At 52.0% G+C, this 22,149-nt stretch carries 28 protein-coding genes; 19 read left to right on the forward strand and 9 right to left on the reverse strand.

What is annotated here, in order from left to right:
• Window positions 1-132 precede the first annotated feature (132 nt).
• Together Q0X97_RS00565 and Q0X97_RS00570 are read right to left on the reverse strand one after the other, a co-directional pair.
• Window positions 133-861, reverse strand: a complete 729-nt coding sequence (locus Q0X97_RS00565) for a cytochrome c biogenesis CcdA family protein (protein ID WP_302065330.1) — start codon at window positions 859-861, stop codon at window positions 133-135.
• Window positions 862-870: 9 nt separating this feature from the next.
• Window positions 871-1,248 (reverse strand): thioredoxin family protein, encoded by a 378-nt coding sequence (locus tag Q0X97_RS00570; protein ID WP_302065331.1) that lies wholly within the window; start codon window positions 1,246-1,248, stop codon window positions 871-873.
• Between the two features lie 433 nt (window positions 1,249-1,681).
• Between Q0X97_RS00570 and Q0X97_RS00575 the strand changes: the two genes are divergently transcribed.
• The 16 genes from Q0X97_RS00575 to Q0X97_RS00650 all read left to right on the forward strand — a co-directional run bounded on the left by Q0X97_RS00575 (window position 1,682) and on the right by Q0X97_RS00650 (window position 14,327).
• Entirely contained in the window at window positions 1,682-3,034 is a 1,353-nt protein-coding gene (locus Q0X97_RS00575) for a cytochrome c (RefSeq protein WP_302065332.1), read from the forward strand.
• A complete protein-coding gene (locus tag Q0X97_RS00580) occupies window positions 3,027-3,935 on the forward strand; it encodes a c-type cytochrome (protein WP_302065333.1) in 909 nt (302 codons plus the stop codon). The genes Q0X97_RS00575 and Q0X97_RS00580 overlap by 8 nt, the downstream gene beginning before the upstream one ends.
• Window positions 3,922-4,065 (forward strand): hypothetical protein, encoded by a 144-nt coding sequence (locus Q0X97_RS00585; protein ID WP_302065334.1) that lies wholly within the window; start codon window positions 3,922-3,924, stop codon window positions 4,063-4,065. The genes Q0X97_RS00580 and Q0X97_RS00585 overlap by 14 nt, the downstream gene beginning before the upstream one ends.
• 120 nt (window positions 4,066-4,185) lie before the next feature.
• On the forward strand, window positions 4,186-5,127 hold the full coding sequence (locus Q0X97_RS00590; protein ID WP_302065514.1) for a dialkylrecorsinol condensing enzyme: 942 nt from the start codon (window positions 4,186-4,188) through the stop codon (window positions 5,125-5,127).
• A gap of 7 nt (window positions 5,128-5,134) precedes the next feature.
• Window positions 5,135-6,280, forward strand: a complete 1,146-nt coding sequence (locus tag Q0X97_RS00595; protein ID WP_367881723.1) for a beta-ketoacyl-ACP synthase III — start codon at window positions 5,135-5,137, stop codon at window positions 6,278-6,280.
• Entirely contained in the window at window positions 6,277-6,687 is a 411-nt protein-coding gene (locus Q0X97_RS00600) for a hypothetical protein (protein ID WP_302065336.1), read from the forward strand. The genes Q0X97_RS00595 and Q0X97_RS00600 overlap by 4 nt, the downstream gene beginning before the upstream one ends.
• Window positions 6,684-7,697, forward strand: a complete 1,014-nt coding sequence (locus tag Q0X97_RS00605) for a BtrH N-terminal domain-containing protein (protein WP_302065337.1) — start codon at window positions 6,684-6,686, stop codon at window positions 7,695-7,697. The genes Q0X97_RS00600 and Q0X97_RS00605 overlap by 4 nt, the downstream gene beginning before the upstream one ends.
• An 80-nt stretch (window positions 7,698-7,777) precedes the next feature.
• Entirely contained in the window at window positions 7,778-8,731 is a 954-nt protein-coding gene (locus tag Q0X97_RS00610; RefSeq protein WP_302065338.1) for a hypothetical protein, read from the forward strand.
• A gap of 11 nt (window positions 8,732-8,742) precedes the next feature.
• The gene (locus Q0X97_RS00615; RefSeq protein ID WP_302065339.1) at window positions 8,743-9,645 is read left to right on the forward strand and encodes an ABC transporter ATP-binding protein; all 903 of its coding nucleotides are present in this window, start codon (window positions 8,743-8,745) and stop codon (window positions 9,643-9,645) included.
• A complete protein-coding gene (locus Q0X97_RS00620) occupies window positions 9,639-10,883 on the forward strand; it encodes an ABC transporter permease (RefSeq protein ID WP_302065340.1) in 1,245 nt (414 codons plus the stop codon). Before Q0X97_RS00615 ends, Q0X97_RS00620 begins: the two co-directional genes overlap by 7 nt.
• Entirely contained in the window at window positions 10,884-11,171 is a 288-nt protein-coding gene (locus tag Q0X97_RS00625) for a phosphopantetheine-binding protein (protein WP_302065341.1), read from the forward strand.
• Window positions 11,172-11,174: 3 nt separating this feature from the next.
• Window positions 11,175-12,269 carry a beta-ketoacyl synthase N-terminal-like domain-containing protein gene (locus Q0X97_RS00630; RefSeq protein WP_302065342.1) on the forward strand — a complete coding sequence of 365 codons (1,095 nt, stop codon included), beginning with the start codon at window positions 11,175-11,177 and terminating at the stop codon, window positions 12,267-12,269.
• Between the two features lie 13 nt (window positions 12,270-12,282).
• Entirely contained in the window at window positions 12,283-12,984 is a 702-nt protein-coding gene (locus Q0X97_RS00635; RefSeq protein ID WP_302065343.1) for a hypothetical protein, read from the forward strand.
• Between the two features lie 182 nt (window positions 12,985-13,166).
• Window positions 13,167-13,481, forward strand: a complete 315-nt coding sequence (locus Q0X97_RS00640; RefSeq protein ID WP_302065344.1) for a YqjD family protein — start codon at window positions 13,167-13,169, stop codon at window positions 13,479-13,481.
• A 170-nt stretch (window positions 13,482-13,651) separates the two neighbouring features.
• Complete coding sequence (locus Q0X97_RS00645; protein WP_302065345.1) at window positions 13,652-14,053, forward strand: phage holin family protein; 402 nt, start codon at window positions 13,652-13,654, stop codon at window positions 14,051-14,053.
• Window positions 14,046-14,327 (forward strand): hypothetical protein, encoded by a 282-nt coding sequence (locus tag Q0X97_RS00650; RefSeq protein ID WP_302065346.1) that lies wholly within the window; start codon window positions 14,046-14,048, stop codon window positions 14,325-14,327. The genes Q0X97_RS00645 and Q0X97_RS00650 overlap by 8 nt, the downstream gene beginning before the upstream one ends.
• A gap of 65 nt (window positions 14,328-14,392) precedes the next feature.
• On the opposite strand, the gene Q0X97_RS00655 is transcribed toward Q0X97_RS00650, so the two are convergent.
• Both Q0X97_RS00655 and Q0X97_RS00660 read right to left on the reverse strand, forming a co-directional pair.
• Window positions 14,393-15,166 (reverse strand): TSUP family transporter, encoded by a 774-nt coding sequence (locus Q0X97_RS00655; protein ID WP_302065347.1) that lies wholly within the window; start codon window positions 15,164-15,166, stop codon window positions 14,393-14,395.
• A 55-nt stretch (window positions 15,167-15,221) separates the two neighbouring features.
• Complete coding sequence (locus Q0X97_RS00660) at window positions 15,222-15,827, reverse strand: CNP1-like family protein (RefSeq protein ID WP_302065348.1); 606 nt, start codon at window positions 15,825-15,827, stop codon at window positions 15,222-15,224.
• 173 nt (window positions 15,828-16,000) lie between these two features.
• Between Q0X97_RS00660 and Q0X97_RS00665 the strand changes: the two genes are divergently transcribed.
• From Q0X97_RS00665 to pyrC, 3 genes are all read left to right on the forward strand, one after another.
• On the forward strand, window positions 16,001-16,228 hold the full coding sequence (locus Q0X97_RS00665) for a sulfurtransferase TusA family protein (RefSeq protein WP_302065349.1): 228 nt from the start codon (window positions 16,001-16,003) through the stop codon (window positions 16,226-16,228).
• A 12-nt stretch (window positions 16,229-16,240) separates the two neighbouring features.
• Window positions 16,241-16,804 carry a hypothetical protein gene (locus tag Q0X97_RS00670; RefSeq protein ID WP_302065350.1) on the forward strand — a complete coding sequence of 188 codons (564 nt, stop codon included), beginning with the start codon at window positions 16,241-16,243 and terminating at the stop codon, window positions 16,802-16,804.
• An 87-nt stretch (window positions 16,805-16,891) separates the two neighbouring features.
• Window positions 16,892-17,929, forward strand: a complete 1,038-nt coding sequence (pyrC, locus tag Q0X97_RS00675) for a dihydroorotase (protein ID WP_302065351.1) — start codon at window positions 16,892-16,894, stop codon at window positions 17,927-17,929.
• Window positions 17,930-17,996: 67 nt separating this feature from the next.
• Here pyrC and nusB read toward each other — a convergent pair whose 3' ends face one another.
• The 5 genes from nusB to ribBA form a co-directional block, all read right to left on the reverse strand.
• On the reverse strand, window positions 17,997-18,422 hold the full coding sequence (nusB, locus tag Q0X97_RS00680) for a transcription antitermination factor NusB (protein ID WP_107929315.1): 426 nt from the start codon (window positions 18,420-18,422) through the stop codon (window positions 17,997-17,999).
• Between the two features lie 66 nt (window positions 18,423-18,488).
• Entirely contained in the window at window positions 18,489-18,971 is a 483-nt protein-coding gene (gene ribH / locus Q0X97_RS00685) for a 6,7-dimethyl-8-ribityllumazine synthase (protein WP_302065352.1), read from the reverse strand.
• Between the two features lie 95 nt (window positions 18,972-19,066).
• Window positions 19,067-19,390 carry a DUF2185 domain-containing protein gene (locus Q0X97_RS00690; protein ID WP_302065353.1) on the reverse strand — a complete coding sequence of 108 codons (324 nt, stop codon included), beginning with the start codon at window positions 19,388-19,390 and terminating at the stop codon, window positions 19,067-19,069.
• A 67-nt stretch (window positions 19,391-19,457) separates the two neighbouring features.
• Window positions 19,458-20,348 carry a DMT family transporter gene (locus Q0X97_RS00695; protein WP_302065354.1) on the reverse strand — a complete coding sequence of 297 codons (891 nt, stop codon included), beginning with the start codon at window positions 20,346-20,348 and terminating at the stop codon, window positions 19,458-19,460.
• A 94-nt stretch (window positions 20,349-20,442) separates the two neighbouring features.
• Complete coding sequence (gene ribBA / locus Q0X97_RS00700; RefSeq protein ID WP_302065355.1) at window positions 20,443-21,804, reverse strand: bifunctional 3,4-dihydroxy-2-butanone-4-phosphate synthase/GTP cyclohydrolase II; 1,362 nt, start codon at window positions 21,802-21,804, stop codon at window positions 20,443-20,445.
• Window positions 21,805-22,149 lie beyond the last annotated feature (345 nt).

The raw sequence follows: 22,149 nt of genomic DNA on the forward strand, positions 1-22,149 counted from the left end.
TTCGGTTTGTCGGGCGTTATTATCGTGGTTTTCGGCGTAGTATGATGTAAAAGGAATGTAAAAGGTTTCAGGCCGCCCGAAAGTATGTTTTCAGACGGCCTTTCGCCAACAAAATAAATATATGACTACACTTTAAAAACGGGTGGTCAGATCCGTCAGCCATTCGGGGCTAAGCTGAACCAGCAAGATTTCCAATTGCTTGTCAAAACCGGAAAGAACCAGCAAACCGACCGCCAGCAAACTCCAACCCATTACCTTCCGGCCGGTGTTGCTGATGGCTGCGAGTTTTTCGCGTTTTTGACGGAATACTTGGCGCGACAGCAAGCCGATGATAATCAAAGGAACCACCGCGCCCAAGCTGAACACCATCATCACTACCGCTACGCTGGCGAGGGCTTCGCCTTGGCTGGCCAAAGCAATGGCCGCACCTAAAGTCGGGCCGATACAGGGTGCCCAAACCATGCCGAGCAGCAAACCTACGCCCAGTTGTCCGAGCCCCGATTCGGGGTTGAAATTGCTCAACCATGCCTCACCGCGGCCGCTAAGTGCCGAGGTATAACGTCCCAGCCAGCCTTGCAAGCGGGTATTGAGCAGCCAGATTGCCACCAGCAACATCAACACCGCCGCTCCGTAGCGTAAATATTGGCTGTCCAAGCCCAATGCCAAGCCCACCGAAGCCACTACCGTGCCGACCAGAGTAAACGACACGGCCATGCCGAAAGCCAATGCAAACAAACCGATTTTCTGTTTGGCCATAGCCGAAGTAGCCACAATCGGCAAAATCGGCAGCACGCAAGGAGACAGGGTGGTAAGTACGCCCGCCAGCAGGCTCAAAGCCAATACGGTAATGCTGATGTCCATCTTTACTCCTTAGTGCGGCAGAGTTACAAACTGACGCAGGCGTTGCGGATTGGTTTCGCCGACGCTGCGGCGCACTTCTTTGCCGCCGTTAAACAGAATCAGCGTGCTTTGGCGGTTGGCTTTGAATGCCTTGACTTCTTGCTTTTGGGAATCGAAATCTACTTTGAGCACGGTTAGATTTTTAAACTCGGGCTCTTGCAGCATGGGTTTTAACACTTGCTCCTGACGGTGGCATACCGGGCACCAGTCGGCATAAATATCAACCAATACCGGCTTGCCGTCTTTTTGCAGGGCATCGAATTTTGCCTGTTGGAAGGGTTGGAAATCGGCAGCCAACGCTTGTCCGGCCAACAGTGCAGCGAAGAACATCGGTATGATTTTTTTCATGATTCTCATCCTTATGTTAGCGACGGCATCAACAGTTGCCGAAAACGTATCCTATCGTTTTACCGGTAATGCCGTCATTACGAAAAATGTAACCGAATAGACGCAGCCGAAATCTATTTCTGACATCGCTTTTCCTAAAATTTGGTAAAGAACGAAAGTTGGTAATATTTGAATATTTAAGAAAAATGAAAAACAATACGGTTTGAAAGACAGAGAGAGAAACGGTGAATTAAGACATTGTTGTAATAAAAAATATTGAAAAATATGAGGTTGTTTAACATCGTATTAATATTATATGTTAATATGATAACAAATAAAAAACGCAGTAAGCCGCACACACCAAAAATAATAACGGCACAGCCGAGATTTCTTTTGCAGTTACCGTCAAAAGGAAACACGGCTCTACAAAGGAACGCACCTAAAGGAGCACTTAATGAGAACCTTCACCAAAACGGCTTTGGCGGTGGCGGTGTTGTTCGGCATGGCATACGGCGGAGCCGAATGGCTTACCCATAACCGTGTCGTTCCGGCACAAGCCGCCGTAAGCGCGGATCAAACCCTCATCAAGCGTGGCGAATATGTTGCGCGGCTTTCCGACTGTTTTGCCTGCCATACTGCGCCCAAGGGCAAACCTTATGCGGGCGGATTGGCCATGCAAACGCCGCTGGGTGCGGTTTACAGCACCAATATCACGCCCGACAAAGCGACGGGTATCGGTTCATACAGCTATCAGCAATTTAAAAATGCCGTGCAACACGGCATACGTTCGGACGGCGCGCTGCTGTATCCGGCCATGCCTTATCCTTCGTATGTGATTATGCCCGAAGCCGATATGCAGGCGATGTATGCTTATTTTATGCACGGCGTGAAACCTGTTTCCCAACAGAATGCCCGCAGCACCTTGCCGCCGGTTTTAAATTGGCGCTGGCCGCTGGCTTATTGGCAGGCTTTATTTGCGCCGCAGCGTCGGTTTCAGGCCGACAGCCGTTACGACGAACATATCAACTGCGGCAAATACTTGGTTGAAGGCCCTGGCCATTGCGGAGCCTGCCACACGCCGCGCGGTATCGCTTATCAGGAAAAAGCCCTCAGCGACGACGGCAGCCACTTCTTGAGCGGAGCGGTTATCGACGGCTGGAGGGCCAAGAGTTTGCGCGGCGAGGCGCGCGGGTTGGCTTCTTGGTCCGAAGCCGAATTGGTGGATTTTTTTGCAAGCGGGCGTACCGGTACCAGCGCGGCATTCGGTGCAATGGCCGATGTGGTGGAACACAGTACGCAGTATTGGACCGATGGAGACCTCAAAGCCTTGTCGAGCTATCTGAAAACCTTGTCGCCCGCGCCCGGCAAAGAAGCGGAATTGCCGAAACGCGAAGATGTTACTACGGCCATGTTGAGAAGCGGTAAATACAGCAGCCGCGGTGCCTTGCTTTATGCCGAGCACTGTATCGTCTGCCACCGCGCCGACGGCAACGGCGTGCCGCGTGTTTTCCCGGCACTGAATAACAACAGCGCCGTGTATGCCGATGATGCCCAGTCGGTCATCCAAATAACCCTTGAAGGCGGGCGCATGCCGCAGAGCAAGCATGATCCCATGGCTTTCAGCATGCCCGGATTCAGGTATTTGAGCGATCAGGATATCGCCGACTTAGCGAACTTTATCCGCAACGGTTGGCAGAACCAAGCGCCGGAAATCAACAAGGCCGATGTGGCCGAAATCCGCCGTTTTGTGAGAAGCAAAGCACCCAATATCGTGCCGCAGGCAGCATCGGGAGAGCATCATGAATAAAACACTTTCTTTATTGGGAGCCGCCTGCCTGTTTTTGTTCGGATTAACTGCGTGCCAAGACCAACCGAAAGCCACCGAAGAGCAGGCTGTCCGTTATCCGATCGTAACCGGTAAGGGCGATCAGAAAAAGGTTGTGGGCGAATATACGTTGCCGTCCGACAGCGATATCGACAAACAACCCAATGCGGAGCAAATCCGCTACGGCCAGCGGTTGATGAACGAAACCAAACGCCTGTTGCCCGACCACGTGGGCAGCCACCTCAATTGCAGCAGTTGCCATATCGCGCAAGGCAAGGTGCCCGGCGGCAACCCTTATATCAATACTTACAACCGCTATCCGCGCGTGATGCCGCGCCCCGGTAAAGAAATCGATTTGACCGGCCGCATCAACGGCTGCTTCCGGCGTTCGATGAACGGCAAACCCCTGCCCAAAGACAGCGAAGCGATGCAGGCTATGATTGCCTATATCAAATGGCTGGGGCAGGACGTGCCTAAAGGACAGCGGGTGGATATTGTGAACGCTGTGCCGATCAATACCGACCTTGTGCCCAACCCCGAGCGCGGCAAGGTGCTGTACGGGCAGTATTGCACTTCCTGTCACGGCAGCAACGGCGAAGGCAAGCGCGACAGCAGCGGTTATTATGCGTTCCCGCCGTTGTGGGGCGACGAATCCTTCAATATCGGTGCGGGGATGGCGCGTACCTACAAAGCGGCCGCCTTCCTCAAAGCCGCCATGCCGATGGGGGTGCAAACCCACGGTGTGTGGGGTGAAGGCAATTTGCTCAGCGAGCAGGATGCGGTAGACATCGCCGAATACTTTACCCATCAACCGCGGCCGGATTTCGCCGGTAAAGTAAACGACTGGCCGAAAGGCGATAAGCCCAAAGATGCCCGTTATTGAAGCGGTTTGTCTGATAGGTACGGCAGGTTTGAAGCCTGCCGTATTTTTGCGCGAAGGTATGGCGGTGTTTTCAGACGGCCTCATCATAAATGTAAAAGTAACGGTTTCAGGCCGTCTGAAAAACGTTTAAACATAAAAATATGCCTTCCGTATTGGAATCTTTACATTTCCCAAACGTTTGACAACGCATTCCGCCAAAATTAGAATGCGCGTACTTTCCGCACCTAACAAATTGAAAAAACAAATCATTATGGGTAGTAGCACCGAAACGGCAGCACACACGAAAAATATTCTGGTGGTTTTTTATTCGCAAACGGGGCAACTGCAAAAGCTGACCGAGCAGTTTGCCGCGCCTTTGAAACAGCATTCCGATATTTGTGTAGAAACTTTGGAAATCAAACCGCGGCAGGCGTTTGCATTTCCGTGGCGGTTTATGAAATTTTTCAACACCTTTCCCGAAACCGTACACTTGCAGCCGCAGGCCATTGAGCCGTTGAAGTTCCAACGTGAACGGTATGATTTGGTGGTGATCGCTTACAGCGTTTGGTTTTTATCGCCCGCCCAGCCGGTTACCGCTTTCATGCAGAGCAGGGAAGCGCAGGCCGTCTTAAACAATACGCCGGTGGTTACATTAATCGGTTGCCGCAATATGTGGCTGATGGCGCAGGAAAAAATGAAAAAGCTGTTGCAGCACGCAGGAGCGCGGCTGGTAGGGAATGTGGTGAAAACCGACCAATGCGGCAGTGCCGCCAGCTTCATCACTACGCCGGCGTGGATGCTGACCGGCAACAAAAAGCCAGTGTCGTGGCTGCCGAGTGCCGGCATCAGCGACGAAGAAATAGCCGATGCCGCGCGCTTCGGGCAGAAAATTGCCGATACCTTACAAGCCGATAAACCGCTGGACGAAACGCTGCTGCAAAATATGGGTGCGGTAAAAATCAATGAAAAACTGATTCTGAGCGAGCGCTTCGCACACCGCAGTTTTTACCTCTGGGGCAAACTTTTGATTGCCGCCGGAAAAATCTCCCCTTTGCTGAGAAAAGGGATTTTGTGTTTTTATATCGTTTTTTTGGTGGCGGTTATCCTTACCGTAGTGCCCGTTACCGCATTATTGAAAAGCCTGTTTGCCCCTCTGCTGAAAAACAAAATCCAAATGCAGAAGCAACAATACGGCTGGCCTTCAGGGGAATAATTTGAGCATCTTGTCAAACGTTTATCTCAACCGCGTATCTGCCTTCCTGCCGAACGGGCCGGTGGATAACGAACAAATGGAGCATATTTTGGGCATGGTTGGCGATGTGCCTTCCCGCGTGCGCAAAATGATTCTGCGATCCAATGCCATCCGCCACCGTTATTACGCCATCGATCCCGTTACCCGAAAAGCCACCCATACCAACACCGAGCTTTGCGCCGAGGCTGTCAAACGCCTGTTTCAACAAGGCATACAGGCCGAACAAGTAAGCTGCTTGGCGTGCGGCACATCGTATCCCGACCAGATTATGCCGGGGCACGGCGTGATGGTACACGGCTTGCTGCCCGATGCGCCTGCTTGCGAAGTAGCCAGCATGTCCGGCGTGTGCGTGGCGGGCATGGCGGCGATGAAACATGCGTTTAACGCCGTGCGCACGGGTGAACACCGACATGCCGTCGCTGCCGCTTCAGAAGCCGCTTCCGCCGTGATGCGCGGCGAAAACTTTCGCAGCGAAGCCTCGCAAAAACGGCTTGAAAACGCCCGCCCCGAAATCGGTTTTGAAAAAGACTTTTTACGCTGGATGCTTTCGGACGGCGCAGGTGCGGTTTATTTGAGCAACCGCCCGAATTCAGACGGCCTCAGCTTTAAAATCCATTGGATAGACCTGCTTTCCTATGCCAACGAAATGCCCGTGTGCATGTATGCGGGTGCCGAAGTGAAAGACGGCGGGTTTGTCAGTTGGAAAAGCGTCGATGCCGATTACCGCGAGAAAAACAGCCTGATGGCCATCAAACAGGATGTCAAACTGCTCAACGAAAATATTGTCCGCTACACCGTAGAAAAGCCTTTGCAGCGTATCAAGCAGAAATACAATTTGCAGGCCGATGAAATCGATTGGTTCCTGCCGCATTATTCGTCGGGCTTTTTCCGCGACCGTGTAGCCGAAGGCTTGGTCAATGCCGGTTTTCCGATTCCGCAGGAAAAATGGTTTACCAACCTGTACGAAAAAGGCAACACCGGTTCCGCCTCGATTTACATCATCCTTGAAGAATTCATACGCACTTTCCCGCTGCGAAAGGGTCAGAAAATATTGTGCTATATCCCCGAAAGCGGGCGGTTTTCCACCTGTTTCATGTTGCTGGAGGCGGTATGAAAGTAGACGATATTCCGCAAGACGAGAGCAAAACCTATCACGGCCATCAGAAAATCATCTACGGCACGCGCGACGGCCATTACGAAGCCGCCACCAGCAGCGGCTGGCAGGACGAAGCATTCGCCACTGAGCAGGCCGTAGCGGAATTGGACGAATTGACCGAACAGGCGTTGCAGGCCGTCTTAAAAGGCGAACGTTCGCCACTTTATTATTATATGTACCGCTACCGCCACGACGAAAGCAGCCTCGCCCAATCCGCAGGCTTGTGGCGTTGGCAGATAAGGCGGCATTTCCGGCCGGAAGTGTTTGCCAAACTCAACAACAAAACTTTAAGCAAATACGCCCAAGCCTTGCAGCTTGATGTTTCCACCTTGCGCCAGCCGCTTTCAGACGGCCTCGAACCATGATCGAATTCCACCACCAGCACACGGCCCACTGCGAAAGCGGTGTGATGTCTACCTTACTCAAGCACCACGGTTACGATTTAAACGAAGCCATGATTTTCGGATTGGCTTCCGCCCTCACGTTTGTTTATCTGCCCGTGGTCAAATTGGCGGGCATGCCGCTGATTTCCTACCGCATGCCGCCGAAAGGCATCATCAAAAACACTTGTAAAAATTTGGGCATACGGTTGAATATGCGCAAGTTTTCATCAGCCGAACAGGGGCGGAAGGCGCTGGACGAGGCTCTTGCCGCAGGCAAACTCGTCGGCTTGCAGACTTCCGTGTTTTGGTTGCCGTATTTCCCCGAAGAGATGCGTTTTCATTTCAATGCCCACAATCTGCTGGTGTACGACAAGGAAGACGGCGATTATTTAATCAGCGACCCTGTGTTTGAAACCGTGCAACGTTGCGCCGCCGAAGATTTGCAGCGAGCGCGTTTTGCCAAAGGCGCATTGGCCGCCAAAGGCTTGATGTACACCATCGATGGTTCGAGGCCGTCTGAAAACTGGTCTGCCGAGCTGCCGCGGTTGATTCGCAAGGCAGTTGGCAAAAACGCCAAACAGATGCTTGCGCCGGTGTTTTTCGTTGGTGTGCGCGGCATCCGTACGGTGGCCAAACAAATTGAAAAACTTGCCGGCAGCGGCAAATCGGAAAAATACAAAAAACTCTATCTCGGCCATATCGTGCGCATGCAGGAAGAAATCGGCACCGGCGGCGCAGGTTTCCGCTACCTTTATGCTTATTTTCTCGAGCAAGCCGCCGACATCTGCGGCGAACCTGCTTTTCAGACGGCCTCGCAACGCATGACGGCCATTGGAGACCAATGGCGCAAATTCGCAAGTTTGTGTGTGAAGCAATGCAAAAGGCCGTCTGAAAACGGCTATCGGGAAACGGCTGACTTTTTGCGGAAAATTGCTGACGCGGAAGAAAAATTGTGGTTGGATTTGAAAAATACCCGAAATCGAATCAAATAAAATAATAACCGGAAACGAATATACAAAAAAAAAAAAAAATAGAAATTACTGTCTTGTAATCAGCTTAGGAGAGGATTGTTGTGAGAGAGCCGGAATTATTCTTAACTAGGGTTTATAAGCCTTTAGATTCATTGGATTTTAATGGAGAAAAATTAAAGATTGATGAAAAAGAAATCAAATTCCTTCATCATTCTATTTTGAATAACAGTGAGTTTACAAAGGATGCGCGGGGAAATTGGAAATTAATATTTTTTAAAGACGATGATTTATACCGGCAAGAATTTTATATTAAATTTAATGAATTAGATAAAGACGAAGATATTGCTTTTTGCCAAGATGACAGTTCGAGAATATTGAAAAACACGGACTTGAATTTCAAAAAATATGATGAAATCACACGATTATGTTTTGTTTATGATGGCCAAATACAAGGCGATTCGAGGAAAGATCATCAAATAAATGATGAATTTCTAAAATATATAGAACATTTATCGTTGATTGTCCGTGAATCAAAAGCGGTAAAGTTCGATGATTTCTATGAAACGAGATCACATTATGGCCATTTTGATGGAAGAGGATTGTCGTTTTTGGCCAAATTACCAAAGCAAAGAGCTTATTTGGAACGCTATATTTTACTGGTAGCGCTGGCATACGCTTATTTAGGCGTATTGGAAAAATTCGGTAACGAGTTGGCCAAGTTGGGAAAACCGGAAGATATTTCCCGATTACATTTTTTATATGAAAAAATTTCTTATTTCTATGTGAAGTTCTTTTTTTGCCAGCCGGTACTCAGTAAAAATTCCGCCTCGGTTGAAGCGTGGAACCGTATCAGCGGCATTTTAAAAATTAGCGAATTAAAGAGTGAATTGGATCAAAAGGTTTCAATGATCCACTATATTTTAAATCTGCAATCCGAAAAGCAAGAGAGAAAACAAAAAGAAATAGATAAGAAAAAACAGGATAAAGTAAATATTACATTTGTGATTTTAGGGGTCGCCATCAGTTGCCTTCAATTGATCGGGCTATTCAAATAATATAAATTTTTATGATAGAAATAAAAAACCTTTCCCATCAATATCCAAACGCGCAAGTGCCGGCTTTGCGCGGTGTTTCGCTGGAAATCGGCGAGGGTGAAACTTTGGGTTTGCTGGGGCCGAACGGGGCGGGGAAAACCACGTTGATGTCGCTTCTGGCGGGTTTGCAGCCGGGGCAGTCGGGGCAGATTACTTTCGACGGCGTGCCGTTCGCGCGCCTGAGTAAAAAACAGCGGCACCAAATTTCCCTTGTGCCGCAAGATTTTGCCTTTTATCCCTTACTGAGCGTTTGGGACAATCTCAAATTTTTTGCCGCGCTTTATGACGTGAAAGACAAAGCGCATTTGCAGCAGTTACTTGAAGAAACAGGCTTGGAAGCGCACCGCAACAAGCTGGCGAAGCATCTTTCAGGCGGCCTCAAACGCCGCTTGAATTTCGCCGTCGGTTTAATCAACCGGCCACGCCTGATTTTTCTGGATGAAATCACCGTCGGCATCGACCCCGAATCGCGCCGGTTTATTCTGGAAAGCGTGGCGGAGCTGGGCAGGAGGGGCGTAACCGTTATTTATACGTCGCATTACCTGCAAGAAATTGAATTGTTGTGTAAAAATCTGGTATTGCTGAATCACGGCCGAATGATTTATCAAGGCGGCGTGCAGGATATTTTGCAGCAAAACGGCCGATCTGGTTTAAGCGTGCAAACGCAGCCGCCGCTGAGCGATGAGCATGTGGCCGTCTTAAACGGCAAACGGGAAGCGAACGGAGCCGTGCGGATTGAAACGCAAACTGCCGAGCCGGTGTGGGTGTTTTTGCAGGAAAAAGGTTATGCGGTAACTGCCTGCCAATTCGGTTTTGCATCGTTGGAATCGTTTTATCTCGATTTCTTGCGCAATCAGGCGGAGGTAACATGCTGATTGCTTCTATTGTTAAAGAAATCAAGCTGTTGAGTAGAGATTTGCACGGCGTGGCGGTGTTGTTTGTGATGCCGGTGCTGTTTATGCTGATTATGTCGGCGGCGTTGAGCAATGAAGACGAGTTGAACCACCGCAGCAATATCGTGTTTATCGGCGAAAAAGACAGCAAACTGAATCAGGATTTCGTCAAAGCCCTGCAAGCCGAAAATCTGGCGGTGCAACAGGCCGCACCGTCGGAGCTTGCCGACTTTCAGACGGCCTTACAGCAAGGCAGGTTTGAATTGCTGGTGGTCAACCCCAACGGCAGCAAAACCGCGCTGACTGATGAAAAACCGCTGCAATTGTGGTTGAACCCGAGCGTAGACCGCTCGTGGCTGCTGGGTATGAAAGGCGTTTTGCAGAAACATTACACCGAAGAGCGGTTGGCGCATTTCCTCGACGGCAACCACGTTACGCTTGAGAACAACAAACGCGCGCCGATTAAAAAAATCCAAAACAAAGTAAACGAAGATTTGGATAAAAAATTCGCCGAAATCAACGACTATCTGGACAAGGATTTGTGGGAAGAAGTGTATCTCAACCGACAGGGCACACAGGTAACCAAGCCCAACTCGGTGCAGCACAGCGTGCCCGCATGGCTGATTTTCGGCATGTTTTTTATTATGATACCGCTTTCCAACGTCATGGCGATGGAACGGCAAACCAACACCATCACCCGTTTGCGCATGGCGCGTGCTTCGGCATGGAAGCTGATTGTGTCGAAGCTGGTGCCTTATTTCGTCATCAACCAGTTGCAGTTTGCCGGCATGGTGGCACTCGGTTATTTCGTGCTGCCGCATCTGAACATGCCCGCATTCGAGCTTTCAGGCGGCCTGCTGTCTTATGCGGCGCTGTCTTCGGCGGTGAGTTTGGCCGCATTAGGCTACGGTTTGCTGGTAAGCGTGATTGCGCGCACCACCGAGCACGCCGTGGTGCTGGGCGGCGGCGGCATCATCATTATGGCGGCGTTGGGCGGCATTATGGTGCCGGTGTATGTGATGCCCGAAGTTATGCAGACGGTTTCACAGTTTTCGCCGATGGGCTGGGCGCTTACGGCATTTCAGAATCTGCTGCTGAATCATTATTCGCTGATGCAGATTCACACACAGCTTTTGTTGCTGGCAGGGTTCGGCGTAGCCGCATTAACGGTTGCCGCGCTTTTATACCGCCATCAATTAAGAACACAGGTAAGATTTTAAATGGGCAATACGGTTAATACAGATTCCCCCGCGCTCGAGCGGGAATTGAAACTACTCATCGCGCGGGAGAGCGAAAGGGACGACCTCGATATCGACGCTTGGCAGGACGACGAACCGCTGTTCGGCCGCAAAAGCAGCATCGGTTTGGATTCACTCGACGCGCTGCAAATCAGCGTTGCTTTGCAGGCCCGCTACGGCGTGCGTTTGAACGGCGACCGCATGGTGCGCAAACACATGATGACCGTGCGCGATCTGGCCGCATTTATCCGTGCCGGGCAAACGGAGTAGCATATGGCCGTGTATGTTACCGGAGCCAGTTTCGTATGCGCACAGGGCGAGAACGAAGCGGCTTTTCCGCCGAACGGCAGTATCAAGCCGCCCGCCGTGCAGGTTTCGCAAATGCTCGGCCAAACAACCGAATGGCCTTATTTCAAGGCTTTCGGTCAGGATTTGCTGACCTTGCCCGATTTGTTTGCGTTGCTTGAAAAACACATGCTTCAGACGGCCTCGGCAGCAGGTTGGGAGGAAGAAGAGCTCGGCTGCGTGCCGATTTTAATCGGGTCGACCGCTTATGTGGTGTCCGATCAGGAAAGCCGTTTTGGTAGCGGGCAGGATGTTTATGCCTATCCGCCGAACGAAATCAGCGAGCATCTGCGCCGCCGTTGGAACAATCCCCATGTTTACAGCTTTGCCACCTCTTGCACCTCCTCGGCGCAAGCCATAGGTTACGGCTGTAAAATGATTGAAAACGGTTTTGCCGACAAAGCATTGGTTATCGGCTTCGAGATGTTCAACCGCTTTACGTTCGAGCATTTCCAAGCCATGCAGCTTTTGTCTTCCGGGGCGCACAGCCTGCCGTTGGCCGATCCGCAAGGCATTATTCTGGGGGAAGGTTTGGCCTGCGTTGCGTTATCCGCACAGCCGGGCGGCAATAGGCATTATGCCATCAGCGGCATCAGCAGCCTTACCGACCACGAAAGCCTCACCAACAGCAGCGATGATGCTTTAAGGCGTTTGATTGCCGGTATTCTGAAGCAGGCGGGCGTAGATGCCGCCCAGATTCAAACCGTTAAAGTGCATGCCACGGGCGGAATCGGCGACGAAGCCGAAGAAGCCGTGCTGCGCGAAATGCTTCCGCACAGTTACCGCCTGATTCTCAAACCTTATACCGGCCACCCGCTCGGCGCGGCGGGCGCACTTGAAACCGCCCTGATGTTGCGCTTTATCCAAAACGGCCGTTTCCCCGCACTGCCGGATGCGGCGGATTACACCGATTTGCCGACCGCACACGGCCAACCCGTTTCAGACGGCCTGTGCCTGCATTATTTCCTCGGTTTCGGTGGCAGCAATATCGGCTGGGTGTCGGAATGGTGTGAGGCCGTCTGAAAAGGAATATGCTATGAAACACACTTTCTGGATTCAGGCACAGCACAGTTATACCGCTACCGAAACCGACGGCATCGATCTGCGCCGCTACCTCAAGCAGCACGGCAGGGAAGCGCGCCGCATGAGCCGTTTCAGCCAACTGGTTTCGGCGGGCACCCTACCGTTTAATCCGTCGGCGGAAAGCAATATTTATCTGGCTTCACCGTTCAGCTCTCCGAGCAAATTCACCGATACTTTCAGCCGGTTGCTGAATGACAATCTGCCCAGCCCGCTGGATTTTATGGCTGCTTTAAACAATGCCGCCACGTTTCAGACGGCCCAGACGCTGGGTTGCGACGGCCCGTCGGTGTTTCTGCTGGTCAGCCCGCACACGTATTGGCAACCGTTATGGCTGGCGGTGAACGACTTGCTGCTGCATCCGCGGCAAACCGCATTGGTCGGATGGGCGTACGAGCGCATAAGGGCGGATGAAACGCAGCCGGAAGGCAGCTTTTGGTGGCAGATCGGCACCACGGCGGGCAGCAATCCTTCGGCTGAGATTATTGTCGATATGCAATCGAAGCATTTCGAGGAAGATGCTGCCGAATCGGCGGAAAAAAGCGGATTTTTACAGCCTGTTTCGCAAGTGTTCGATGTGCTTGCCCGTAAAGGGCAAGTTATTTTGCCGTGCGCGGGTTATCCGCAAAACGTGCGGATAACGGTTAAAACCGTTTAAATCGGGAGGCCGTCTGAAAAATGATTTTCAGACGGCCTTTTTAAAATTAAGAAATGATTTGTAAATATCCCGTTATCAACTTGAAATACGGCCGTAATAGGCTAATCTGTATCATTGTCAACGGCAAGAGTTTCTGCCGCCGACTTTTCCCAACCATTTCCAAACGCATAGAATAGGAGAGTATGATGAAAAAAGAATTTGAAGCACAAAAAGAAGCGTTAATGAAAGACATCCGTTCCGTTTTGGACGATGTAGAAGAGCTGTATAACAGCGGGGTGGAAGCCGGTTCGGAAGAAGCCAAAGTTTTGAAAGTCAAGCTGCAAGACAAGCTCGACGTAGCCAAATCGAAACTGCGTGATTTTGAAGAGCAGGCAACTGAAAAAGTGAAACACACCGCCAAACAAGCCGATGAGCTGGTGCAGGAAAAACCTTATTACGCAATGGGTTTCGCTGCATTGGCCGGTTTGGTGGTCGGTATTTTGCTGAACCGCCGCTAATTGATGGCAGAAGGCCGTCTGAATGTTCAGACGGCCTTCTTTTGTCGAAAAGCCGTTCATGCAAAAGGCTGTCGCCGAAGCATGATTCGGCGGTGTCAGTTGAATTGCGGTGCAGTTATATTCCTGTAAAATAAAGGCAATCTTTTCAGACGGCCTCAAAAGGGAACGATATGAACGTCAAACAAAACATCAGCCATTTTAAAATTTTGCTCGGTCAGGGCGTGGATTTGCTGTTATTGCGCGTGCAGATTCTGGGTTTGGATCTTACCGAGCAGGCGGGCAGTTTGTTGCGGATATTGGCCGCCATTATGTTTATCGGCGCTTTGTTTTCCTTGAGCATCATCAGCCTGTTGTTCGGTTTGGATCATGTGTTGAGCGATACCGCTAAAATCTGGGTGTTTTTCGGCATTTCCGGAGGATGCCTGCTGGTTATCGTCGGTTTGACGGCATGGATCATCAACACATGGAACAATAAAAACGCACAAGTTGCCGCTACGCTGAACGATTTGCGTCAGGACATCGCCTATCTGCGCGGAAAAGCGGAAAATTACCGGAGGGAGAATAATGAGTAGAATGTCTGAAGAGCGCGAGTTGCTCGAACTGAAAGCAAATTTGGCACGCCTGAAAATTGCTGCCGAACAGTTGAAACTGCGTAAAGAGCGCGAGCAGCAAAAACACATCGATTCAAAGTTCACCCAATTTGTTTCCCTTGCCGACGGTCTGCCTTCAAGCGATTTATTGTGGAAGAGCGCGTTTCTGCCGCTGCGTTGGAAACACCGCTTGCTGCTGGGTGCCGGATTGGTGCTGTGGCGTTGGTGGCATACCGAAGGGCGTAAAAGCCGTTGATGCGCGGTGCCGTATGTTAAGCGATGACCGAGGCCGTCTGAAACTTTTCAGACGGCCTCGGTGTTTTAATAAGCCGTATGCAGCAAATCCCAGCCGAACTTGCCGATCAGCACACACAGCAACGCCATGAAGGCATAGCGCAGGAATTTGCTGCCGCCGCGTATCGCCAGATGCGTGCCCACTATACCGCCGCTCAGATTGGCCAGCGCGAGCGGCAACGCCCATGCCCAGACGATATGGCCGTGGGGAATGAAGAACGACAGCGCGGCCAGATTGGTGGTGAGGTTGATCACTTTGGCCGATGCGGTGGCAGTAAGAAAATCGTAGGCGAAAAAACGCACGAACACAAAAGCCAGCAGGCTGCCGGTGCCCGGCCCGAAGAGGCCGTCGTAAAAGCCGATCAACACGCCGAAAAACAGCCCCAGCGCGGTTTCTTTGCGGGTAAGCGCGGCAGTGCGCACCGCCTGCCCCAAATCTTTTTTGAAAAACGTGTAAACGAACATCACCGCCATAATCACCAGCATGGCGGGTTTGAGGTATTGCACGGGCACGTAAGCGACCAATTTCGCTCCGCCGTATGAAGCGATAAAAGCCAAAACAGCGGCAGGCAGCAGCATTTTCCACGGCACGGGGATTTTGCGGATAAATTGGGTGGTTGCGGTAAACGTGCCGCTGAACGAAGCGAATTTGTTGATGCCTATCACCGAAGTAACCGGCACGGAGGCGGGCAGGGTGTTGAATAAAGCGGGAATCTGCAACAGCCCGCCGCCGCCGACGGCAGCATCCATCAGGCCGGCGAGAAAGCCGAAAACGAGCAGGGGGATAAGGTGGTAGTCCATAAATCGAGAAATAGGCCGTTTGAAAATATTTCAGACGGCCTGTCGGTATCGGGTGTTATTTATAAGGATTGCCGGCGGAAAGAGAGCGGCTGCCGGCGCGACGGATAACCCGTTCGCGCAACGCTTGCTCGTTTTCAGGTTTGCCGTCTTCGCAGAAAGCGCGGTAAAGCACGCCGCGTACCGGGTCGGCGGTATTCAGAATGGCACCGATGGGTTTCCATTCGCCGTTGCGCGGAGTAATCCAGCGTTTGTTTACGGTATCGCCGTAGCCGAATACTTTGAACGACGAACGTTGGCTTTCTTTTAAAGAAAACGAAGTGCCGGCACAGAATATGCCTTCGCTGCTCAAGTTGTCATAGCCTTGTTTCGATTGGATATTCAACACGTAGCGCACGGTGCCGTCGGGAGCGAGGGCGATACTGTCGAGCAGGATTTTCGGCTTTTTCGTATAAGTGTTGTTAACGTAAATATCAAACCAGCCGCCGTTGCGGGTGTCGGGAAAAGCAGGCAGGGCAACGTCGGCTTCTTTGAATTCGCGGGCGGCTTTTTCGGCCGTGCTTTCCTGATAGCGGGAATTGGTTAAAGTGTCCTTATCGTGGTGCGGCGCGGCAAAAGCGTGGGCGGCGGCCAAAACCGGCACCAACAGAAGAAAACGGCGCATGGGCTTCTCCGTGGGTTCAAAACAGCCGTCATTGTAGGGGGTGAGAGGGGAAAGGCGCAACCGGCGCAAAAGGTGGGCGGAGGCAAACCAACCCGTTTTGTTAAAAGAGGATAATTAAAAAGAAGCGGCCTTTTCGCTATATAATAAAGAATAACCGAAAAACAGGTATTTTCATGACGACACAAACCTTAGACGTAATCGGGTTGAAATGCCCGCTGCCGATTTTACGGGCGAAAAAAGCCTTGGCGCAGATGCAGACCGACGAAGTGCTGACCGTGCTGGCCACCGATCACGGTGCACCCGACGATTTCGCCGCCTTTTGCCGCCAAACCGGGCACGTATTGCTGGAATCTTCCGTGCGCGAAGACGGTGTATTCCAATTGGTTGTGAAGCACAAATAAGGCCGTCTGAACATGCGCCCGATTGTCGTCAGCCTTTCCGTTGCGTTTGCTTTAACGGCGTGCGGCGGCGACATGCCGCAGGCGCAGAAAGAAGCGGCTGCCGCCGAAATTGTGCAGTTGTTCGCGCAAGGTTGTGCGGCATGGCGCGGCGATGCGGCGCAGGTGGCGGAATGGGCGGAGCGGCAGCAATTCACCCGATTGAATGCCGAAGCCGTGAAAAAACTGCCTCACGGCATGATGGAGCGGAACGTACAAACCGTGTGGCAGACGGAACGTAACGGCACGGTGTTTTACCTGAATACGAATGCCGAAGGTTGCAGCGTGAAAACCGTTGTCACAGACGAAACCGCCGTGCGCAAGCAGTTTGCGGCTGTGGCGGAACAAGCCGGTGCGAAAGTAAAAGCCCGCTTTCACAGCGATGAAGCCGCCGCTTCGATTTTCCCATTCCGCCGCTTAACGTATGCTTGGCAGTTTGAAGACGGAAAACGTGCTTTGTTAACCGCCAACACTTCTCCGTCGGACTATGTGCCCGTGCAAGCCGCGTTGTTCTTTGCACGGCAACCGGCGGAAAATTAGCCCGTTCGGGCCGTCTGAAAAAGATTAGGCCGTGCCGACCGTTTTTCAGACGGCCTCCGGTAAATCATGTTGAAACAAAGGAAAACCATGCAAACCCTGACCATTACCCAGCCCGACGATATGCACCTGCACTTGCGCGACGGCGAGGCTTTGAAAGCCGTGCTGCCGTTCACCGCCCGCCAGATGGGGCGCGCCGTGATTATGCCTAACCTGAAACCGCCGGTGGTCAGCGTGGACGACGCGCAGGCTTATAAAGAACGGATTATGGCGGCTTTGCCTGCGGGCAGTACGTTCGAGCCGCTGATGACGCTCTATCTTACCGACAAGTCCACACCGGAGCTTGTGCGCGAAGCTAAAGCGGCGGGCATTGTGGCGTTTAAACTGTATCCTGCGGGGGCGACCACCAATTCCGATTCGGGCGTAACCGATTTGTTCAAGCTGATTCCCGTGCTCGAAGAAATGGCTAAACAAGGCATATTATTTTTGGTGCACGGCGAAGTAACCGACCCCGAAATCGACATTTTCGACCGCGAAGCCGTGTTTATTGAGCGCGTGATGAAGCCCGTGTTGGCGAAAGTGCCTGATTTGAAAGTGGTATTCGAGCACATCACCACTGCCGATGCCGCCCGTTTGGTAATGGAGGCGGGCGACAACGTGGCCGCCAGCGTTACCCCGCAACATTTACTGATGAACCGCAACGATTTGTTGGTAGGCGGCGTGCGCCCGCACCATTACTGCTTGCCGGTGCTGAAACGCGAGAGCCACCGCAAAGCTTTGGTGGAGGCGATTACCGGCGATAAATCACACAAATTCTTTTTAGGTACCGACAGCGCGCCGCACGCCCGTTCCGCCAAAGAAACCGCGTGCGGCTGTGCGGGCATGTTCAGTGCGGCCACAGCCATCGAGCTGTATGCCGAAGTGTTTGAAAATGCAGGGGCATTGGATAAGTTGGAAGCGTTTGCCTCGCAAAACGGCGCACGTTTCTACGGCCTGCCGGAAAATCCGCGCAAAATCACGCTGGTGAAACAAACCCAGTTGGTTGCGCCGAAAGTGCCGTTCGGAGAAAACGAAGTGCTGGTGCCGATGCGTGGCGGTGAAAGCGTGGGCTGGACCGTGCAGTATTGATTGTCGCAAACCATAAACAAAGGCCGTCTGAAAAGTTTTCAGACGGCCTTTTACCGCATTGGAAGTTTCAGTTGCGTTTCGGATCGTTCGGGCGCAGTTGCGCGGCGAGTTTGTCGAGAATGCCGTTGACAAATTTATGCCCGTCGGTGCCGCCGAAAGTTTTGGTTACTTCGATGGCTTCGTTGATGATTACCGGATACGGCGTTTCAGGCATGGCGGCCAGCTCGTGGCAGGCCATCAGCAGCACGGCGCGTTCGATGGGACTGAGGTCGTTTTCATCACGGTCGAGCAGCGGGCGGATGATGCGCATGTATTCGCGCGTGTTGGCATATGCGCCGAAAAACAGTTTGGTAAACAGCTCTCCGTCGGCTTTTTTAAATTCGCTGCTCTCGCGGATGTTTTTGGAAACTTCATGTTCCGAAGCCTGCGTGATGGCGGCTTGGTACAGTGCCTGCACGGTAAACTCGCGGGCGCGGCGGCGGGGTGTTTTCATGGATATTCCTTTTAGGGTTGGGTGTTCAGACGGCTTCTTTCAGCATTGAGGCCGTCTGAAACCGTTTTATTCTTCGTCGTCTTCTTCAAACTGTTCCGACAGCAGCAGGTTGACCAAATTGCCGCATTCCACGGCGACCACGGCGGCATCGGCCGCTTTTTCTTCGATGCGGGCGTGTGCCTGCTCGTCGTTTTCAGTGGTTAAAATGGCGTTGGCAATCGGAATGTTGTAGCTCATGGCAACGCGTGAAACGCCTGCGCCGGATTCGTTTGCCACCAGCTCGAAATGGTAGGTTTCGCCGCGGATAACAGCACCGATGGCGATTAATGCGTCGAATTTGTCGGAAGATGCCAGATTTTGCAGCACAATCGGCACTTCCAACGCGCCCGGTACGGTGGCAACGGTAATGTTGTCGGCATCTACGCCCAGCTCTTTCAGTTTGCCGACGCAGACTTTCAGCATGGCGTTGCCGATTTCGTTGCTGAAACGCGCCTGCACGATGCCGATGCGCAGATGGGTGCCGTTGAGGTTGGGTTGGATGATATTCATAATGTCACTCTCGGTATCAAGGTTTTGAAAAGGGGCGTTTGAGGCCGTCTGAAAAAAGTTTCAGACGGCTTGCGTGTTCGAGGGGGCGGTGAAAATCAGTCTTCCGGTTGCCAGTCTTCAACTGCGCGAAAACCGCCTTTGCCGTCCGCTTCCCATGCCGTGCCTGCCGCCTGCCCGATGAAATCGCCGGCAACGGGGTGGTTGCGGGTAATGTCGCTGAGGTTGCACACGGTGAAATTATCGGGGTCTTGCGTGTATTCGTCGGTTTCGTTGCCGCTGAAAAAACGCCAGCCGCTGTCGTTGTCGAACACCGCTGCTTCGCGGTACATGAAACCGACCGGCTCGCCGTTTTCGGTAACGGTTTTGGCGGCGATACAGCGGCCGAGCGCGGTGGAAAGGGCGTTGGCGAATTTGTTCATGTTTTCAGACGGCCTGATGGGAAGTTAGATGCGGATTTTACACGATTCGGCAGGCTTTCGCACGGCTTCAGGCGGGGCGGGTTTTGGGCTTCGGCGAGCCCAGATAAATCGCCGACAGGGTTAATGCCGCGCCGCACCATTGCAATGCGCTAATCGGTTTGTGCAGCCAAAAGTAGTCGATAACCAAAGTGGCCACCGGTTCGCTGAGCAGCAGCAAGCCGGTGAGGGAAAGGGAAAGCAGCGGAATCGCATAAGTAATCAGCCCCCATGCAAAGCATTGCATCACCACGCCGTATATCAGAATCAGGCTGATGTCGCGCAGGGTTTCGGGGTAGAACTTGTCGGCATCCCACATCAATGCGGGCAGAAAAACAGCCGCCATGCCGCCGATGCTGAGTAGGAACATTATCGGAAACAACGCCGCTTTTTCTTCCTGATGGGTTTTGCGGATAAATACCATTGATAACGCCAGCATCGCCCCCGACACGATACCGCTCACCAAGCCCCAAACGGCGTGGCTGTTGCGGCCGAGCTCGGGGCTGCCTATCAGGGCGACACCGATAACGGCCAGAAGCAGGCTGAATATTTGCAGCCTGCCCAAACGTTCGCCGAAAAAGAAAAAGCCGATGGCGGAAAGAAAAAAAATCTGCAAGCTGTTGAGCAGGGTGGAAATGCCGGGGCCGACGGCACGGATGCTTTCATGCCACAAGCCAAGATCGAAGCCGAGAAATGCGCCGGAAAGCAGCGCGAAGCAGGCGGTGCGTTTCTTTTTAGGGAACGCTTGTCCGAAAAAACGGGTGAGCAGCCCAAAAATAACCGCCGCAACCGCCAGTCGCCAAAATGCAATCGCATACGCGCCGACCGGCACGAATTTAACAATCAGGCTGCCCAATCCGAAGATGACGCAGCCGGCCACCAAGGTCGGAGCGGCGTATTGTTTGGCAGATTGGATGTGCATGGCTTTCTCTTTTGATGATGTTTTCAGACGGCCTCGTATCTTAAACAGGCCGTCTGAAAAAACTGTCGGCGGTCGGATTGCGGGTTTCGGGCGTTTAAATGTCCGAGTTGTCGTCCGCCTCTTCAAACCCGACTACTTCCAAGCCGAAGCCGGTTAAGCCGGTGAACGATGAAGGTTTTCCCATCACGCGCATTTTTTTTACGTTGAGGTTGGCGAGGATTTGTGCACCGATGCCGTAGGTTTTGCTGTCCCATTTGCGTGTTTGGCTCATGCCTTTGGGCAGGGTGCGGTCGAGCAGGGTTGCGCCGGTTTCGGTGCGGTGCAGCAGGATAATCACGCCGCTTTCGGCTTGCTGGATGCGTTGGAGCGAGGCGGGCAGCGACCATGAATGGCGGGGATTGGTTTGCAGGAAGTCCATTACGCTGAAAGGTTCGTGCACGCGCACAAGGGTTTCTTTGCTTGTTTCGGGCATGCCTTTAACCAGCGCGAGATGGGTTTCGCCGGAAAGTTTGTCTACATAAACATGCTGTTGGAAGTCGCCCCACGGTGTTTGTACGGCCATATCACCCATTTCTTCGAGCAGGCTTTCGGTGCGGCTGCGGTATTCGATCAGATCGGTAATGGTACCGATTTTGAGATTGTGTTCTTCGGCGAATTTCAGCAATTCGGGCATGCGTGCCATGGTGCCGTCGTCGTTGATGATTTCACAAATAACGGCGGCGGGAATCAGGCCGCACATTTGAGCCAAATCCACACCGGCTTCGGTATGGCCGGCACGTACGAGTACGCCGCCTTTTTGGGCGCGCAACGGGAAGATGTGGCCGGGTTGCACGATATCTTCGGGTTTGGCATTGGGGGAAACGGCGGTTTGGATGGTGAGGGCGCGGTCGGCGGCGGAAATACCGGTGGAGATGCCGTGGGCCGCTTCAATGGATACGGTGAAATTGGTACCGTATTGCGCTCCGTTTTTCTGGGTCATCATCGGCAGGCCGAGTTTTTCGACCATGGTTTCGTTCATCGGCAGGCATACCAAGCCGCGGGCGTACTTAATCATAAAATTGACGGCTTCGGGCGTAACGAATTGGGCGGCCATCAAGAGATCGCCTTCGTTTTCTCGGTCTTCGGCATCGGTGATGATCACCATTTTACCGGCCTTGATGTCGGCGAGAATTTCGGAAATAGGGGAGATGTGGCTCATTTTTGTGCTCGTTTCTGATGTGTGTGTGGCATCTTCGGTGGGCGTGTCGCCGTGGTCGGTATCCAGCCACATGGCGGGCATACCGGCGGTTTGCTCGATTTTTCGGGCTTTTTTCTCACCAAATGATTTGTTTTTCAAAAGGGCGGACAATTCGCCCTGATTGATGGCGGTAGCGGCAACAAATTGTGCCTGCTGTCCGCCGTAAAGTCGCGCTATCCATTGGCGTAGATTGTGGCGGCGCCGTTCTACGGTATCCATAAAAATTCCTTACCTATGCGGTTTGCGGCGATTATATGTTCGGCTTTACCAAAAAGCAAATTCAATTTTCAATTTTTATTTATTACTTTTTGGTTATTTAGGTAAAAGGCCGTCTGAAAATCATTTATAGGATCTTTGCAAAATCTTTAGATAAGGATGTAATTCACAGCGTGGCAATACAGGTAATTCAGACATATCATATAGATAGATACTCAATCAAGCGGTATGTAATGTAAAGATACGTTGGAAGTAAAGGTTTGCAAGGGTTTCTATGGTATTTTCAGGTGATCCTGATATTGAAAATTTTATTTGAAAATACTATATTGCAATTGTTTAGATAACAAT

Source organism: Neisseria sp. MVDL19-042950 (genome assembly GCF_030504625.1).
GTDB lineage: Bacteria > Pseudomonadota > Gammaproteobacteria > Burkholderiales > Neisseriaceae > Neisseria.